Annotated in this window: 17 protein-coding genes; 5 read left to right on the top strand and 12 right to left on the bottom strand. The window is 66.4% G+C overall.

Features of this window, described 5'->3' with window-relative positions:
• The first annotated feature begins 55 nt into the window (after positions 1–55).
• Positions 56–964 carry a LysR family transcriptional regulator gene (locus tag A9513_RS30385; protein WP_065086351.1) on the top strand — a complete coding sequence of 303 codons (909 nt, stop codon included), beginning with the start codon at positions 56–58 and terminating at the stop codon, positions 962–964.
• A gap of 111 nt (positions 965–1,075) precedes the next feature.
• Positions 1,076–1,627 carry a hypothetical protein gene (locus tag A9513_RS30380; RefSeq protein ID WP_065086350.1) on the top strand — a complete coding sequence of 184 codons (552 nt, stop codon included), beginning with the start codon at positions 1,076–1,078 and terminating at the stop codon, positions 1,625–1,627.
• Here the strand turns inward: A9513_RS30380 and A9513_RS30375 are convergent.
• Complete coding sequence (locus A9513_RS30375; protein WP_024766407.1) at positions 1,624–2,529, bottom strand: YihY/virulence factor BrkB family protein; 906 nt, start codon at positions 2,527–2,529, stop codon at positions 1,624–1,626. The two genes, A9513_RS30380 and A9513_RS30375, sit on opposite strands and share 4 nt — an antisense overlap.
• Positions 2,530–2,683: 154 nt before the next feature.
• Positions 2,684–3,118 (bottom strand): PGDYG domain-containing protein, encoded by a 435-nt coding sequence (locus A9513_RS30370; protein WP_065086349.1) that lies wholly within the window; start codon positions 3,116–3,118, stop codon positions 2,684–2,686.
• A gap of 216 nt (positions 3,119–3,334) precedes the next feature.
• Here A9513_RS30370 and A9513_RS30365 point away from each other — a divergent pair, with 216 nt between their 5' ends.
• The 3 genes from A9513_RS30365 to A9513_RS36670 all read left to right on the top strand — a co-directional run bounded on the left by A9513_RS30365 (position 3,335) and on the right by A9513_RS36670 (position 4,184).
• Complete coding sequence (locus A9513_RS30365; protein ID WP_037014703.1) at positions 3,335–3,772, top strand: hypothetical protein; 438 nt, start codon at positions 3,335–3,337, stop codon at positions 3,770–3,772.
• Positions 3,773–3,793: 21 nt separating this feature from the next.
• Positions 3,794–3,982 (top strand): hypothetical protein, encoded by a 189-nt coding sequence (locus A9513_RS30360; protein ID WP_024766409.1) that lies wholly within the window; start codon positions 3,794–3,796, stop codon positions 3,980–3,982.
• A gap of 73 nt (positions 3,983–4,055) precedes the next feature.
• Complete coding sequence (locus A9513_RS36670) at positions 4,056–4,184, top strand: hypothetical protein (protein WP_017516671.1); 129 nt, start codon at positions 4,056–4,058, stop codon at positions 4,182–4,184.
• 57 nt (positions 4,185–4,241) lie between these two features.
• On the opposite strand, the gene A9513_RS30355 is transcribed toward A9513_RS36670, so the two are convergent.
• From A9513_RS30355 to edd, 10 genes are all read right to left on the bottom strand, one after another.
• The gene (locus A9513_RS30355) at positions 4,242–5,078 is read right to left on the bottom strand and encodes a D-hexose-6-phosphate mutarotase (protein WP_024766410.1); all 837 of its coding nucleotides are present in this window, start codon (positions 5,076–5,078) and stop codon (positions 4,242–4,244) included.
• Positions 5,079–5,420: 342 nt separating this feature from the next.
• A complete protein-coding gene (locus tag A9513_RS30350) occupies positions 5,421–6,782 on the bottom strand; it encodes a carbohydrate porin (RefSeq protein ID WP_024766411.1) in 1,362 nt (453 codons plus the stop codon).
• 71 nt (positions 6,783–6,853) lie between these two features.
• Positions 6,854–8,014: an ABC transporter ATP-binding protein gene (locus A9513_RS30345; protein WP_065086348.1), complete on the bottom strand. Its 1,161-nt coding sequence runs from the start codon at positions 8,012–8,014 to the stop codon at positions 6,854–6,856.
• 12 nt (positions 8,015–8,026) lie between these two features.
• Complete coding sequence (locus A9513_RS30340; protein WP_024766412.1) at positions 8,027–8,872, bottom strand: carbohydrate ABC transporter permease; 846 nt, start codon at positions 8,870–8,872, stop codon at positions 8,027–8,029.
• The gene (locus A9513_RS30335) at positions 8,865–9,791 is read right to left on the bottom strand and encodes a carbohydrate ABC transporter permease (protein ID WP_065086347.1); all 927 of its coding nucleotides are present in this window, start codon (positions 9,789–9,791) and stop codon (positions 8,865–8,867) included. Before A9513_RS30335 ends, A9513_RS30340 begins: the two co-directional genes overlap by 8 nt.
• 101 nt (positions 9,792–9,892) lie before the next feature.
• Complete coding sequence (locus tag A9513_RS30330) at positions 9,893–11,155, bottom strand: ABC transporter substrate-binding protein (protein ID WP_065086346.1); 1,263 nt, start codon at positions 11,153–11,155, stop codon at positions 9,893–9,895.
• Positions 11,156–11,319: 164 nt separating this feature from the next.
• Positions 11,320–12,741, bottom strand: a complete 1,422-nt coding sequence (locus tag A9513_RS30325; RefSeq protein WP_141678556.1) for an ATP-binding protein — start codon at positions 12,739–12,741, stop codon at positions 11,320–11,322.
• Between the two features lie 19 nt (positions 12,742–12,760).
• A complete protein-coding gene (locus A9513_RS30320) occupies positions 12,761–13,495 on the bottom strand; it encodes a response regulator (RefSeq protein WP_024766414.1) in 735 nt (244 codons plus the stop codon).
• 43 nt (positions 13,496–13,538) lie between these two features.
• Entirely contained in the window at positions 13,539–14,537 is a 999-nt protein-coding gene (locus A9513_RS30315; RefSeq protein WP_065086344.1) for a glucokinase, read from the bottom strand.
• 122 nt (positions 14,538–14,659) lie between these two features.
• A complete protein-coding gene (edd, locus tag A9513_RS30310) occupies positions 14,660–16,486 on the bottom strand; it encodes a phosphogluconate dehydratase (protein ID WP_024766416.1) in 1,827 nt (608 codons plus the stop codon).
• Between the last annotated feature and the right edge of the window lie 23 nt (positions 16,487–16,509).

Below are 16,509 nucleotides of genomic sequence, written 5' to 3'. Positions count from 1 at the left end.
TTCACGGCGGTAGACGGCATATTTGCAGACCCGTCATTCGATAAACGAATAGGACATGGATACTCTCAAGGCGTTGCACTGTTTCGTTCGCGCCGTGGAGCTGGGCAGCCTTTCCGCCGTCGCCCGCGAGTCCGGCAGCAGCCAGCCGACGGTGAGCAAGACCATGGCGGCGCTGGAGCGCCAGGTCGGTGCGCAGTTGCTGATCCGCAGCACCACCCGCGTACAACCCACCGAGCAGGGCCGGCGCTTCTACGAGCATGCGCGGCAGACACTGGAAAGCTACGCCGAGGGCGTCAGCCAGGCCCGTGGCGAGACCGAACAGGTGCGCGGCCGCCTGCGGGTCAGCGCGCCGGTGAGCCTGGGCGTGCTGCGGCTGAACGCGCTGTTGCTGGAGTTCATGCAGCTGCACCCGGACGTGGAGGTGGAATTGCTGCTCAACGACCGCTTCGTCGACCTCACCGAAGAAGGCATCGACCTCGCCCTGCGCCTGGGCGGCGAACTGCCGGAGCAGCTGATCGCCCGTCCGCTGGCCCGCTCGCCACGCTATCTGGTCGCGGCGCCGGCCTGGATTTCACGCGTGCCAGCACTGAACAGTCCCGAAGACCTGCCGCCAGCCGATTACCTGCGCTTCGCCTGGCTGGATGCCGGGCAGAACCTCCTGCTGCGCCATGCCGATGGCCGAGAGCTGAGCCTCGCCACGCGCAGCCGCTACACGGCGAACAGCTCCCTGGCGATCCGCGAGAGCTACTGCCTGGGCGCCGGCTTCGGCCTGACGCCGGCCTGGCTGGTGGCCGACCTGCTGGCCGACGGCAGCCTGCAGCGCCTCCTTGCGGATTGGCGCGGGCCTGCCCAGGAGGCCAGTCTGCTGTATCCTTCGCGCCGTTTTCTGCCGGCCCGGACCCGCGCGCTGATCGACTTTCTCATCGAGCGCCTGCCGCACCTGCCCGGCTTCGAAGCCCTGTGAGCGCCCTGCGCGGTTCTCCGTGCAGGGCAGCGACTATGCTTTTCGCCATTGAACCGAACCGGCGCGCCCGCCGGCCGGTCGAACCCTGACACTCGCCCCCGAGGGACTTGCATGGGCAAGCCACACACACCTTACCTGCTGGCCGCCCTGGCCCTGCCAGTGCTGCTGGCCGGCTGCTCCACGCCCGCCGGCAACCCTTGCGACGAGCCGCTGAGCGGCGAGGCCTGCCGCCAGGAACGCCTGCTCTACCAGAACGACATGCTGCAGGCGAAGCTGCTGATCGCCACCGGCGACCTGGCCAACTACGAGCTGGCCGAGGCCCTGCTGACGCGCTCCCAGGAGAAGGACGAGCGCGGCGAGGCGAGCTTCTACATGGCACTGCTGAAGATCAAGGAGGGCCCGCAGGTGGACGAAGTGCTGGCGCTGCTGGGCAAGGCCGCCGACGCCGGCCAACCGTACGCGGTGGCGCTGCTGTACAAGATCTGGTCCGAGCCCTTCCTCGTCGAGCAGGCCGCCCCGCAGAAGGCCCAGCAGTACCTGGAGGACTACGCCAACCTCGACGTCGCCAAAAGCGGCTACCCGTCCTTCGAGAAGGCCAGCGCGCTGGTCGATGCCCTGCTCAGCGAACCGCCCGCCGTCGCCGGCCAGCCTGCCCAGCCCTAGCCCTCGTCCGGTGCCGGCTCGGCCTGGTCGAAGGTGCGCTCGCCCTCCCCCTTGCCGTGAGGCAGGTGGTGCTCGATCACCGCATTCAGCTCTGCTCCCAGCAGCAGTACCGCCGACGAGATGTAGAAGTACAGCAGCAGCACGATGATCGCGCCGACACTGCCGTACATGGCGTTGTAGTCGGCGAAGTTCTTCACGTAGTAGCCGAACCCCAGGGACGCCGATATCCACAGCACCACGGCGAGCACCGACCCGGGCGTGATGAAGCGGAACTTCTGCTGCACGTTGGGCGTGACGTAGTAGATGATCGCCACCGCCATCATCATCAGCAGCACGATCACCGGCCAGCGCAGGATGCTCCAGAGGATCACCACGAAGTCCTCCAGACCCACCTGGGCGGCAATCCAACCCATCACCTGGGGCCCGAGGATCATCAGCGCGGCGATCAGCATCAGCATGGCCACCAGGCCGAAGGTGTAGAACAGCGACAGCGGGATGCGCTTCCACGCCGGGCGCGCCTCACGCACATCGTAGGCGGCATTGAGCGCGATCATCAGCGAGCGCACCGCCGCCGAGGACGACCACAGCGCCACCACGATACCGATGGACAGCAGGCCGCCCTGGCGCTGCTGCAATTGGTCGATGACCGGGTTGACCTGGTCCAGCGCCTGGGCGGGCAGCACGTAGTTGGCCTGTTGGCGGAGGAAGTCGAAGAACTCGGGCAGGTGCAGGAAGCCCAGCAGCGCAATGAGGAACAGCAGGAAGGGAAACAGCGAGAACAGCCCCTGGTAAGCCAGCGCAGCGGCGTAGGTGGGCATCTCGTCTTCGAGGAATTCCTTCAGCGTCAGGCTGATCAGCTTCCAGGGCCCCAGACTGAGCCCGCGCATGTCCATGAATCGCATCCCGCACCGTCCTCCCGATGAGCGCTCCACCTGCCGGCAACTGCAGGGTGGACCTGCGCAACGCCGGCAAAGTTGCAAGAAATGCGCGACGCAGAGCGCCCGCCAGCACAGACCATAGCCGCTGGCGGGGCCGGGATGCCAGAGCGAAAAGGTTTCAGTCAGCCAGCCGATAGACCTTGGCGAAACGCTCTGCCTTCACCACGCCGTAGTCGCCGGGCGCGTATTGCATGACCCAGTCGCCCGCGGCGCCGGTGAGGCGGTCGCCACCTGCCGAGCGCAGCAGCGTGAAGGGCTGGTCCATGCACCGGGCCAGCACCACGCTGGGACGGTTGCGGTAGGCACCGGGGTGCCCGTGCGTGAGTGCCGCGTCGGCGGGCAGGTATTTCGGGTCGAAACGCTCGCGGGAAACGACCCAGCTCTCCCCCGTGGCGCTGCTGATGATCGCGTCACCGATAGCGTAGCGGTTCAGCCCTTCGAGGCTCATCAACTCGCCCGGCGCGACGGCGAATTCGACGGTGACGGTTTCATCCTTCACCACGCGTTGCGCGGCGGGATCGGTGCGGAGGTCGAGCTGGGTGAGTTCGATCATGGCGGGACTGCAGACCTGCGGAAATGGTGGGGAACGACCGGTCGCAAGCCTACCTGCAAAAGAATCGTCCCGCGAGCGGCCAGCGGCTGGCGGTGCTCTACACTCACAGACCATGAGCGTGCAGCCACTGCACACTCGATCGAACCCGGCCATACCCTGGCTGTCGCACCTACTGAGCCTGCATCTCCGCCCCCATCAGCCGTACAGGAATCTCCCATGCCGTTTGCCCGTCTCGCCCTGCCCTTGCTGTTGCTCACCAGCCTTGCCGTCCACGCCGATGACTCCGCCGACGAGGCGAAATTCCTCAAGGAATCGGCGGACTATTTCGACCAGGTGACCAAGGCCAACCTGCCGCGCCAGGTGGACAAGGTGACCACCCTCAACAGCGTGCAGCTCGACCCGGCGAAGAAGATGCTGTACTACCGCTACGCCATCTCCAACCTGCGCCTGGACGCCATGGACCTGGGCGCCCGCGCCAAGTTCGAGAACGGCCTGAAGAAGCAGCTCGAAGGCACGACCTGCGAACAGCCGGACCTGCTGCAGCGCTTCCGCGAGCATCACCTGAGCGTCACCCACGAATACGCCGGCAGCGACGCCAAGCCGCTGGCGAGCATCACCATCGACCCGCAGACCCTGAGCTGCGCGAAGACCTGACGCTGCACCCAAGAGCCACCGATGAGCCGTGCCGACTACCACCAGCAACACGCCCAGCGCGCCGAGGCCGAAGCCCGGCGCCTGCTGGCCGAGCGCGACAACCTCGGCGCCCGCTGGCTGCCCTGGGTGGCCGGCGAGCTGTACCGCCTGAGCCCGGCGCCTTACGCCAATATGGTACGCCGCGAACTGGAACGCCTGACCGCCGGCTGAGCGACCGTGCGCAGCGGGACTATGCTGAAGCTGTCAGCTCTCGGCCCGAGGGCGTCCCCTGGAGGACAGGCTCGTGAAAGGTCTCGACGCGAAGAAACAAGCGAAGAAGAAGCCGCTGAAAACCGCGCATGAAAAACGCATGGCCAAGCGGCAGAAGAAAACCGGCAAGTCGCTGCTGGGTACTCCGCAACAACCGTCCTGAGGGTAATCCCCTCGTCTTGCGGATGGCCTCGGTGAGGGGCCGTCCGCTCACCGCCAATCAGACAAGCCCGGCCCGCAGGTTCAGCAGCATGCGCTCGCCCTGGGCGAGGATCAGCCCGCCCGCGCGATAGCCGGCAGCGCCGATGCACAGGAAGCGTTCCGCTTCGCCCGGCTCCACCTGTTCCACCGCGCGGCTGCCCGGATGCCAGATGACACTGCCGGCGCTGGTGTTCTTGTCGATGCGCAGGCGGCGCTGCCAGCCGGCATCTTCCAGCACCAGGGAACCGGTGTTGTAGAGCACCTGCTTGACCGCGCCACGCGGCGCCCAGGTGTTGGGCAGGCCGCTGGCCTTGCCGTCCAGCTCCATGCCGTGGACCACCGAGCGACGCAGCGAACCCACGCGCCAGTATGGCTGCAGGGCGAAGCTGAAGAGGCAGTCGCTGTCATCCTCGTGGTAGCTGGAAAGTTCGATGTCCAGGTCCTGGCCCAGGCGCGCTTCCAGGCGCACGTGCCAGTCCTCGATATCCAGCTGCCAGCTGACGACCGCCTTCTGATCATCGGCCCAGGCGTCGAGCATGCGCCACTCGCGCTGGCGCGCCCAGCCATGCTGGGGCCAGTCGGCCTCGGTGGGATGGCTGCCGAACCAGGGCCAGCAGACCGGGATACCGCCGCGGATCGGTGCCGTGCTCAGGCTCGGCCACTGGCTGGAGCACCACAACAGCGGGCGTGCGCCGCGCGGCTGGAAGTGCAGCAGTTGCGCGCCCTGGCGGCTGAACACCGCCTGGCATTGCGGGTGATCGATGAGCAGCAGGTCGCGACGCTGGAAGCGCACCCAGTCGAAGGGCCGCTTGGCCCGCATGGAATGAAAAAAACGCTGCAGCGGATGCTCGAGCATTGTCCGGATGTCCTGATCCAATCCCTGCCCGGACATTCCGGGGCGTGAAGTTCTCTGTAGTTTCACTACATCTTACAGAAAAGGCCGCGATTCTAACCGCAAAGCCTAGTCACGCGCAGCGCTTGCGCCAATGAAAAACGGTTCCTCACCCGCTCCGGGTCTACCCGCTTCTGGCCTCTGTAGGAGCAAGCTTGCTCGCGAACCGCCTGACACCGGAGCCCCAGGGTATTCGCGAGCAAGCTCGCTCCTACAAAAAGCAGCCGAGGAACCACCCAACACACCGCCCGGAGCAGACAAAAAAGGCCCGTCACAAGGACGGGCCAGGTTCGCACCAGGGAGCAATCAGAAGCTGGACTGGATCTTCAGGCCGGCCACCACGGCGTTGTTCACCTCGTCCACGCCGCCCGGATGGCGGATGTACTGCAGGTTCGGGCGCACGGTGAGCCAATTGGTCACATGCACGCCGTAGTACAGCTCGGCGTTGTACTCGGTGTCCTGGATGGGCTGGTACAGCGGGTTGTCGTAGTCGTCGATGCCGTTGACCTGGTTCACCAGGCGCTGGCGGTCCTGCACGTCGTCGTTGACGTGGATGCGCGCCACGCCGAAGCCGATGTCGTCCTTGGGCCGCGCGTCGAACGGGCCTTTGTAGACGACACCGAGCTGCTGGTAGTTGTCGACGGTATTGGTGGCCTTGTCGTGCACCGTGAAGTTGGCGAACAGGCTCAGGCCGCGGGAGGCGTCGCCGTTGTGCGCGGTGACCTGCTGCTGCGCCACCACCCACCAGCCGTGCTTGCCGCTGTGGGTCTTGGCCGGCTCGCCGGTGAGCGCCTGCGGGTTGCCGTTGACGTCGTCGTACACGTCGTCGGCCTCGGCGGTGCTGTAGTAGTAGCCCAGGCGGTACTCACCCGGCAGCTGAGCAGCACCGACTTTCGGCATCCACACCAGCTCCACCGGCAGGATGGTGCCCTTGGTGCCGCTGCCGTTGAGCTTGAAGCCGTTGCCGGTCTCCAGGTTCGACGGGTTCTGGTTGTAGGCGCCGACCTGCGCGTACCACTCATCGTTGAAGTTCCACTTCACGCGGGCGGCCCACTGGCTGACCGGCCAGTTGTACCAGATGCCGCCCACCCAGTTGCCCACCTGCGAGCCGCAGAAGGCCAGGTTCTGGAAGTCGCAGGGGAAGCTGTTGAAGTCCTCGCCCTCGCCGAAACGGCCGACCTTCACGTCCAGCGCGCCGTCGAAGTACTGCTGCTTGATCCACATCTGCGTCAGGCGCCAGGTCTGGCCCCGGCCCCAGACTTCCTGCACGGAGCTGAACTGCCCGGCGCGCGGGTCGCTGATGCGGTCGTTGGAGAGGTTGCGGCCGCTGCGCTCGGTGACCGTCAGCTGGAACTCGGTGGCGTCCCAGCCGAGGATTTTCTGCAGGTCCAGGTGGGTACCCAGGGCGAACTGGTCGGAGTAGCGTGCGGTGGTGTGCTGGTCGTAGCCGCCGCCCAGGTTGCTGGCGGCCTCGCCGACGTAGTCGAGCTTGAAGTCGTAGCCCTTCTCCAGCAGCTCGGTGCGCTTGCCTCCCCAGTCGCCCAGGCCCCACTGGGACTCGGATGAAAAGGCGTCGGCGGCCTGGACGTGTCCCGCGCAGGCGCCACCCAGGGCGATCACGCAGCCCAGGGTACGGGCGATTGGCCGGGTATTCTTGTTCTTGTGCATCTCCAGCATCCTCGTTGTCTTGGTTTCTAGCGTAGTTACAGGCAGTGGATTTCAAGCAGTGGTCATACAGTTCAGGAATGCTTCTGTCGGGCCAGCGGCGTCACCTTGTTCGCGCCGTCGCCGCGCGGCTCGGCGCGCAGGCGCTCGCCGCTCTGCGCGTCGAACAGCAGCGCACGGGACGGATCGAAGCGCAGTTGCAGCGACGAGCCCGGTTGCGGCGACTGGTCAGGCGCGAGGCGGCAGCAGACCTTGGCGCCGTTGAGCGTGACGAAGATCAGGGTGTCCGGCCCGGTGGGCTCGACCACTTCGACCTCGGTGCGCAGGTCGCTCGGCCCGTTGCCGCCATCGGTGGCCAGTTGCACCTGTTCCGGGCGCACGCCGAGGATCAGCTCGCGCCCCTCGGCCAGCGCGGCGTCCAGTTGCAGCGGCAGCTCGCAGCGGTCCTGGCCGCTGTCCAGCAGGCCGACCAGGCGGCCACCCTGCTGCTGCACCTTGAGCGGAATGAAGTTCATCGGCGGCGAGCCGATGAAGCTGGCAACGAACAGGTTCGCCGGATCGTTGTAGATCTGCTGCGGCGTGCCGAACTGCTGGACGATGCCGTCCTTCATCACCGCCACCTTGTCGCCCAGGGTCATGGCCTCGATCTGGTCGTGGGTCACGTAGACCGTGGTGGTCTTCAGGCGCTGGTGCATCAGCTTGATCTCGGTACGCATCTCCACGCGCAGCTTGGCGTCGAGGTTCGACAGCGGTTCGTCGAACAGGTAGATCTTCGGCCGCCGCGCCAGCGCCCGGCCCATGGCCACGCGCTGCTGCTGGCCGCCGGAGAGCTGCGAGGGCTTGCGTTCGAGCAGGTGCTCGATCTGCAGCAGCTTGGAAACCCGTGCTACTTCGGCGTCGATTTCCGCCCTGGGCAGCTTGCGGATCTTCAGGCCGAAGGCGATGTTCTCGCGCACGCTCATGGTCGGGTACAGCGCATAGGACTGGAACACCATGGCGATGTCGCGATCCTTCGGGCTCATCCCGCTGATGTCCTGGCCATCGACCAGGATCGCGCCGCCGGTGACGTTCTCAAGCCCGGCGATGCAGTTCATCAAAGTCGACTTGCCACAGCCGGAGGGGCCGACCAGGATCAGGAATTCGCCCGAGTCGATCGACAGGTTGATCGACTTCAGCGTGTCGGCCAGACCGTTGCCGTAGGACTTGTGCAGGTTGTGCAGTTCGAGTGTGGACATCTTGGGCTTACCTCAACCTTTGACCGCGCCGGCAGTCAGCCCGCGCACGAAGTACTTGCCGGCCAGTACGTAGACCACCAGCGTGGGCAGCGCCGCGATCATCGCGGCGGCCATGTCGACGTTGTATTCCTTGACCCCGGTGCTGATGTTCACCAGGTTGTTCAGCGCCACGGTGATGGGCTGCGCGTCGCCGCTGGCGAACACCACACCGAACAGGAAGTCGTTCCAGATCTGGGTGAACTGCCAGATCAGGCAGACCATCACGATGGGCGTGGACATGGGCATCAGGATGCGCAGGAAGATGGTGAAGAACCCCGCACCATCCAGGCGTGCGGCCTTCACCAGGGCATCGGGAATCGCCACGAAGTAATTGCGGAAGAACAGCGTGGTGAAGGCCAGCCCGTAGATGCAGTGGACCATCACCAGCCCGGTGGTGGTGTTGGCCAGGCCGAGCTTGCCGAGGGTGAAGGACATCGGCAGGAGGATCACCTGGAACGGCAGGAAGCAGCCGAACAGCAGCGCGCCGAAGAACAGCTGCGAGCCGCGGAAGCGCCACATCGACAGCACGTAGCCGTTCATGGCGCCGATGAAGGTGGAGATCAGCACGCCCGGCACGGTGATCTTCACCGAGTTCCAGAAGTAGTCGCCCACCGCGCTCCAGGCCTTCACCCAGCCGATTGCGGTGAATACGTCCGGCAGCGCCAGCAGGTTGCTGGTGCGGATGTCCTCGGGCGACTTGAAGCTGGTCAGCAGCATCACCAGCAGCGGGATCACATACAGCGCCACGGCGCCCCAGAGGGTTGCGTGCACCGCCAGCCGGCTGAAGCTGAAGGCGGGTTTGAGGGTCGCGTTAATCATGGCGCTTGCCCCGCAGTTCCGAGTACAGGTAGGGCACGACGATGGCCAGCACGGCACCCAGCATCAGCATCGCGCTGGCCGCGCCCAGGCCCATCTGGCCGCGGGTGAAGGTGTGGGCATACATGAACATCGCCGGCAGGTCGGAGGAGTAGCCGGGGCCGCCGGCGGTCATCGCGGCGACCAGGTCGAAGCTCTTGATGGCGATGTGCGCGAGGATCATCAGCGCACTGAAGAACACCGGGCGCAGGCTCGGCAGCACGATGCGCAGGTAGATGGTCGGCAGGCTCGCACCGTCCACCTGGGCGGCGCGCACAATGGCCGGGTCGACCCCGCGCAGGCCGGCGAGGAACAGCGCCATGACGAAACCCGAGGCCTGCCAAACGGCGGCGATCACCAGGCAGTAGACGACCCGCTCCGGGTCCACCAGCCAGTCGAAGCGAAAGCCGGTCCAGCCCCAGTCGCGCAGCAGCTTGTCCAGGCCCAGGCCGGGATTGAGCAGCCACTTCCAGGCGGTGCCGGTGACGATCATCGACAGTGCCATGGGGTACAGGTAGACGGTGCGGATGAAGCCTTCACGGCGGATACGCTGGTCCAGCAGCACGGCGAGGAAGACGCCGAGCACCAGGCAGATACCGATGAACAGGCCGCCGAACAGCAGCAGGTTCTTGCTCGCCACCCACCAGCGGTCGTTGTCCCACAGGCGCAGGTACTGGCTCAGGCCGGCCCAGCTGTAAGCCGGCATGAAGCGCGAATTGGTGAAGGACAGCAGCAGCGTCCAGCCGATGTAGCCATACACGCAGACCAGCACCACGAGCATGCTCGGGGCCAGTACCAGCTTCGGCAGCCAGGCCTGCAGGCCGTCGAGCAGCGAAGCGCGGGGCGCTGCGGCGGGAGTGAAAGTCGGAGATTGGGTCGCCATCTGCTTTCTCTCAGGATGAGTGAGGCCATCCGGGCTGCCGTGACGGCCCGGAATCGTTCTGTTGGGAGAGAGGCCGGCTCCGTCACGGAGCCGGCGAGCGCTTACTGCGCGGCAGCCTGGATGGCGGCGCCCAGTTGCTGCGCGGCCTTCTGCGGGTCGGCGGCGGGGTCGTTGAAGAAGTTGGTGACCACGTCGAAGATCGCGCCCTGCACGTAGCTGGAGGCGGCCATGCTGTGGGCCATGCTCGGCACCAGGTTGCCGTCGGCGGAGGCGGCCTTGAAGTCCTTCATGGACTGCTGGGCGCAGGCGTCGAAGGACGTCATGTCGACGTCCAGGCGCACCGGGATCGAACCCTTGTTCAGGCTGAAGTCCTTCTGGAACGCCGGGTCGAGCACCGCGCGGGCCAGGTCTTCCTGGGCCTTGCGGTTCTCGGCGTTGCTCAGCTTGAACATCACCAGGGAATCGATGTTGTAGTCGAAAGCCTTCTGCGTGCCGGGGAACGGCAGGCACTGGTAGTCCTTGCCCGCCACCTTGCCGGCGGCAGTGAACTCGCTCTTGGCCCAGTCGCCCATGATCTGCATGCCGGCCTTGCCGCTGATCACCATGCCGGTGGCGACGTTCCATTCGCGGCCGGCAGCGTCGGCATCAACGTAGCTGTGCAGCTTCTTCAGCGCGGCGAAGACGTCGGCCATCTGCGCGCCGGTCAGCGTCGCCTTGTCCTGCTCGACGAAGGCCTTGCGGTAGCCTTCGGGGCCCATCTTGCTGAGCACCAGGTTCTCGAACAGCGTGCCGTCCTGCCAGGGCTGGCTGCCGTGGGCGAGCGCCGTGAAGCCGGCAGCCTTGAGCTTGTCGGCGGCGGCGAAGAGCTCGTCCAGGGTGGTCGGCGGCGTGGCGCCGGCCTTCTTGAAGACTTCCGGGTTGATGTACAGCCAGTTGACCCGGTGCACGTTGACCGGCACGGCCACGTAGTCGCCCTTGTACTTCATGATCTGCGCCACCTGCGGCGGCAGCAGTTGGTCCCACTTGCCTTCGGCAGCGACGTCGTTGAGGTCGGCGAGCAGACCGAGTTCGCCCCATTCCTGGATGTCCGGCCCCTTGATCTGCGCGGCGGCCGGCGGATTGCCGGAGACGGCGCGGGTCTTCAGCACGGTCATGGCGGCTTCACCACCGCCCCCGGCGACGGCAAAGTCCTTCCAGGTGTGGCCCTTGGCCTCGACGAGTTTCTTCAGGGTTTCGGCGGCGCGCTTCTCGCCAGGGGAAGTCCACCAGTGCAGCACTTCGACTTCACCGGCGTGGGCCAGCATCGGGGAGAGACAGAAAGAGGAAAGACAGATGGCGGCCGACAGGCGACGGATCGCATTCATGGGGAGCACCTTGTTCTTGTTATTGGAGGCAAGTCTGCGCTTGCGATGGTCCGAGTCTATCCAAGGCATTCCGCTCTCCGGGTAACGAAGCGATCTTTGATTGTCACGGGGTGGTGACATTGGGCAGGTGTTCATTGGGAAAGTTGCCGGGAGCAAGAGGCGCCTTACTCCACCTCCAACCTCGGTAACCGCAACGTCACCCGCAGCCCGCCCTCGCGGCGGTTCTGCAGGGTGACTTCGCCACCGTGGGTGTGGGCGATATTGCGTGCGATGCCCAAGCCAAGGCCGTAGCCCTGGCCCCGTTCTGACAGCCGGAAGCGCGGCTCGAAGACCTTCTCCAGGCGTTGCTCCGGCACGCCGGGGCCCTGGTCGTCGACGTGCAGCACCACGGCATCGGCATCGTCCTCGATACTCAACTGCGCGCGCTCGCCGTACTTCAACGCGTTGTCCAGCAGGTTGCCGATGCAGCGCTTGAGCGCCAGCGGCTTGCCGGGATAGGGCTCGCGCGCCGCTCCGATGACCTGAACCCGGCCATCGGCGAGGTAGGGACCGGCGATGTACTGCAGCAGCTGGTTGAGGTCTACCGGCTCGATATTCTCGTGGATGTCGGTGTCCTTCACGCATTGCAGCGCGCCCTTCACCAGCAGTTCCAGTTCGTCGAGGTCGTGGCTGAACTTGTCCCGCGCCGGCTCGTCTTCCAGCAATTCGACCCGCAGGCGCAAGCGGGTGATCGGCGTGCGCAGGTCGTGGGAGATACCGCTGAACAGCTGGCCACGCTCGTTGACGTAGCGGTCGATGCGCTCGCGCATGGTGTTGAAAGCCCGTGAGACTTCCACCAGTTCGCTCGCCCCGTTCTCCTCCAGCGGCTGGTCCTGGCCGCCCAGGGCAATGTCGCGGGCGGCGCGGGCGAGGCGCTTGAGCGGGCGGCTCTGCCAGTGCACCAGCAAGCCGGTGAACAGCAGCAACAGCAGACTGGTGAAGGCGATGGAGATGATCTGCTGCGGCGGCAGGCCTTCGGGCTCCAGGGTGACGTAGGGCGCCGGCATCAGGCTGGCGATGTACAGCCATTCGCTCTCGCCGATGCGGATCTGCGTGACCAGCACCGGCGGGTTCACCGGCTCCAGGGTCAGTGCGTAGTGCGCCCAGGAGCGCGGCAGCTCCTCCAGCTTCAGCTCGCCATTGAACAACCGCAGGTCGTCGGGGCTGACGAACTCCACCTGCAGCTCCACGTCCTTGCCCAGCTTCTGGTGCAGCACGTCCTGCACGATGTCGATCACCGCCTGTTTGTTCGTCGTGTCAGGCAGCGCGCGCAGGTTCAGCGGGCGCTCGTTGAGCGAGACGAAGAAGCGCGTGCCGCCCATGCTGCGCAACTGGTCGAGCACCAAGGGACGGTAGCCGATGGGCAACGAGCGGAAATAGCTGACGCTGGCGGCCATGGAATAGGCCAGGCTGCGCGAGCTGGTGAGCAGACCGTCGCGCTGGCTGGTGCGCAGGTGGGAAATCCAGAACAGGCTCGACAGGCCCTGGGCAATCAGCACCGCCAGCAAGGTGAGCAACAGCATGCGACCGAGCAGCGAGCGCGGCACCAGGGCCCAGCGGCGGCGCTCACTCATGGCCGGCGAGGTGCGGGCGAACCTGGGCGGCCAGCAGGTAACCGCTGCCGCGCACGGTCTGGATCAGCCGCGCCGGTTTATCGGTATCGCGCAGGCGTTGGCGCAGGCGCGAGACGGCCATGTCGACGATGCGCTCCAGCGGCATCACCTCGCGGCCACGGGTGGCGCTGGCGATGGTGTCGCGGTCGAGAATCTGCCGGGGGTTGTCGAGGAACAGCTTGAGCAGCGCAAAGTCGGCGCCACTAAGGAAGTGCTCCTCGCCGTCCTCGTGGAACAGCCGGTGGCTGATGGTATCCAGCCGCCAGTCGTCGAAGGCGATGACTTCGCCGCCGCGCACCTGGGTGAACTGCGCGCGACGCAGCAGCGCCTTGATCCGCGCCAGCAGCTCGCGGGGGCTGAAGGGTTTGCCGAGGTAATCGTCGGCACCCAGTTCCAGGCCCACCACGCGGTCGGCCTCGTCGGAACTGGCGGTGAGCATGATTACCGGCATGCAGGCGTGGCGCTGGTGCGAGCGGATCCAGCGGCACAGGCTGAAGCCGTCTTCGTCGGGCAGCATCACGTCGAGGATCGCCAGGGCGGACTCCTCATCGCACAGCGCGCGGCGGAAGTCCTCGCCGTTGGCGACGGCGCGCACCTGGAAACCGGCGCGGCTCAGGTAGGTGTCCAGCAACTCGCGGATTTCCTGGTCGTCGTCCACCAGCAGGATGGATTTGGCAGGCTGGTTCACTTCGGGCGTCCTTTCTTGTTGTTTTCAACGGTGGCGCGGTGAATCAGCCTTCGTTGCGCAGTGCCTGTTCCAGGGCCACGCCGGCGCCGAACAGCCCCGGATGATCCGCGGTCATGACCCACACCGGCACCGGATCGAGATAAGGCCCGCTGGTCTTGCCGCGGGTGCGGAACGCCTCGGCGAAGCCGCTGCGCTGGAAGCGTTCGAGGAAGCGCGGGACGATGCCGCCGGTGATGTACACGCCGCCCAGCGCGCCGACCGTCAGCACGGCGTTGCCAGCGACCCGCGCCAGCCACAGGAAGAAGTGCTCCAGCACGGCGTCGGCGTAGGCGTCGCCGGCCATGGCGCGCTCGCCGATCTCGGCGGCAGTGGCGCATTTGGGTTCCACGCCATCGAGCTGGCAGCTCATGCGGTAGAGGTTTTCCAGGCCGCTGCCGGAGAGCACGCGCTCGGCGGAGACGTGGCCATATTTCTCGCGCAGCAGTTGCCACAGGGCGAAGTCGCGCTCGGAGGTCACCGGCAGGTCGACGTGGCCACCTTCGCAGGGCAGCACTTCCCAGCCACCGTTCGGCAGCGGCATCAGGCTGCCGACGCCCAGGCCGGTGCCGGGGCCGATGATCAGCCTGGCGCGGCCTTCCAGCGCCCTGCCAGGCCGTACCTGCACCAGGTGTTCTTCCGACAGCCGCGAGGCTGCCCAGGCCATGGTGCTGAAGTCGTTCACCAGCAGCAGGTGGCTCAGTCCCAGTTCGGTGCGGAAGGCATCGCGCTGGATGACCCAGTGGTTGTTGGTGAACTTGAAGTCGCCGGCGCCGACCGGGCCGGCACAGGCCAGGCAGACATTCTCGACAGAAGAGAGCGGCTGGCCGATACGCTGCAGGTAATCGCGCACGGCGTCTTCCGGGCGCGGATAGTCGGCACAGGCCAGGACCTCGATGGATTCGAGGACTTCACCGCGCCACAGGGCGAAGCGGGCATTGGTGCCACCGATGTCGCCGACCAGGGCGAAACCGTTCGAGGCGGAGTGAGCTTTGTTGGAGTTCATTGCGGGCTCGGGCCTGGAAGTTGGGTGAAAGGGTGCGGCGCGGAATCATGCCAGCATAGGCCCGCGCCGAAAACGCCCCGCGCGATGGACAGGCAGTCCCTTCGCGCGGGGCGCTGCGACAGTCAGCTCGGACCGTTCAGTTCAGCCGTGAAGCTGCAGGCGCCCTGCTCCGCCGGACTGAAGGCATTGCGCATGAAGGCGAACAGCTCGCGGCCCATGCCCAGGTTATCAATGGCCGGAGTCTCGACGAGCGGACGCGCCTCCCATTCCGCCGCATCCACCAGCACGCGCAGTTCGCCGGTGGTGCCGTCGACGCGTACCACATCGCCGTCGCGCAGCTTTGCCAGCGGGCCGCCATTGAGCGCTTCCGGGGACACGTGGATCGCCGCCGGCACCTTGCCGGACGCGCCGGACATGCGCCCGTCGGTGACCAGCGCCACCTTGAAGCCGCGGTCCTGCAGCACGCCGAGGAACGGCGTGAGCTTGTGCAGCTCCGGCATGCCATTGGCCCGCGGGCCCTGGAAACGCACCACGGCCACCAGGTCGCGCTCCAGCTCGCCGGCCTTGAAGGCGGCGGCCAGGCTCGACTGGTCATGGAAGATGCGCACCGGCGCCTCGACGACCTGGTGTTCCACCGCAACGGCAGAGACCTTCATCACACCGCGGCCCAGGTTGCCCTCCATCAGGCGCAGGCCGCCCTCGGGCGAGAACGGCTTGTCGATGGGGCGCAGGATGTTCTCGTCCAGGCTCGCCGCCGGGCCTTCGCGCCAGACCAGCTTGCCGCCATCGAGGAAGGGTTCCTGGATATAACGACGCAGGCCCTTGCCGACCACGGTCTGCACGTCTTCGTGCAGCAGGCCGCCGTCGAGCAGCTGGCGGATCAGGAAGGACATGCCGCCCGCGGCCTGGAAGTGGTTGATGTCGGCCTGGCCGTTGGGATAGATGCGCGCCAGGGTCGGCACGATCTCGGAGAGGTCGGCCATGTCCTGCCAGGTCAGCTGGATGCCGGCCGCCTGGGCGATGGCGAGCAGGTGCAGGGTGTGGTTGGTGGAGCCGCCGGTGGCCAGCAGCGCCACCACCGAGTTGACCATGGCCTTCTCGTCGACGATCTCCGCCATGGGCACGAACTGGCCGTTCTCCGGCGTCAGGCGCGCAGCCTGGCGGGCGGCTTCGCGGGTCAACTCGTCGCGCAGCGGGGTATTCGGGTTGACGAAGGAAGCGCCCGGCAGGTGCAGGCCCATCACTTCCACCAGCAACTGGTTGGTGTTGGCGGTGCCATAGAAGGTGCAGGTGCCCGGCGCGTGGTAGGAGGCCATTTCCGAAGCCAGCAGCTCCTCGCGGGTGGCCTTGCCCTCGGCGAACAGCTGGCGCACTGCGGCCTTCTCCTTGTTGGAGATACCGGTAGGCATGGGGCCGGCGGGCACGAACACCACCGGCAGGTGGCCGAAACGCAGCGAGCCGATCAGCAGGCCGGGGACGATCTTGTCGCACACGCCCAGGCACAGCGCGGCATCGAACATGTTGTGCGACAGCGCGATGGCGGTGCCCATGGCGATCACGTCGCGGCTGGCCAGGGACAGTTCCATGCCCGGTTCGCCCTGGGTGACGCCATCGCACATGGCCGGCACGCCGCCGGCGAACTGGCCGACCGAACCGATCTGCCGCAGGGCGTCCTTGATCAGCTCGGGGAAGCGCTCCAGCGGCTGGTGCGCGGAGAGCATGTCGTTGTAGGCGGAGACGATGGCGACGTTGGCCTGGTTCATCAGCCGCAGCGCCTGTTTGTCGGAATCACCACAGGCCGCAACGCCGTGGGCGAGGTTGCCGCAGGGCAGCGTGCCGCGGTGCGGGCCCTTGGTGGCGGCAGCCTTGACCAGGTCGAGGTAGCGCTGTCGCGTGGCCGCGCTGCGGGCCTGGATACGCTGGGTGACTTCAAGCACACGAGGGTGCATGGCAGCATTCTCCTACAGACTAT

The sequence above is a fragment of the Pseudomonas sp. AU12215 genome, assembly GCF_001675465.2.
Lineage (GTDB): Bacteria > Pseudomonadota > Gammaproteobacteria > Pseudomonadales > Pseudomonadaceae > Pseudomonas > Pseudomonas nitroreducens.
The sequence above is the reverse complement of the archived record's forward strand: the minus strand, read 5'-3'. Positions and strand labels throughout refer to the sequence as shown.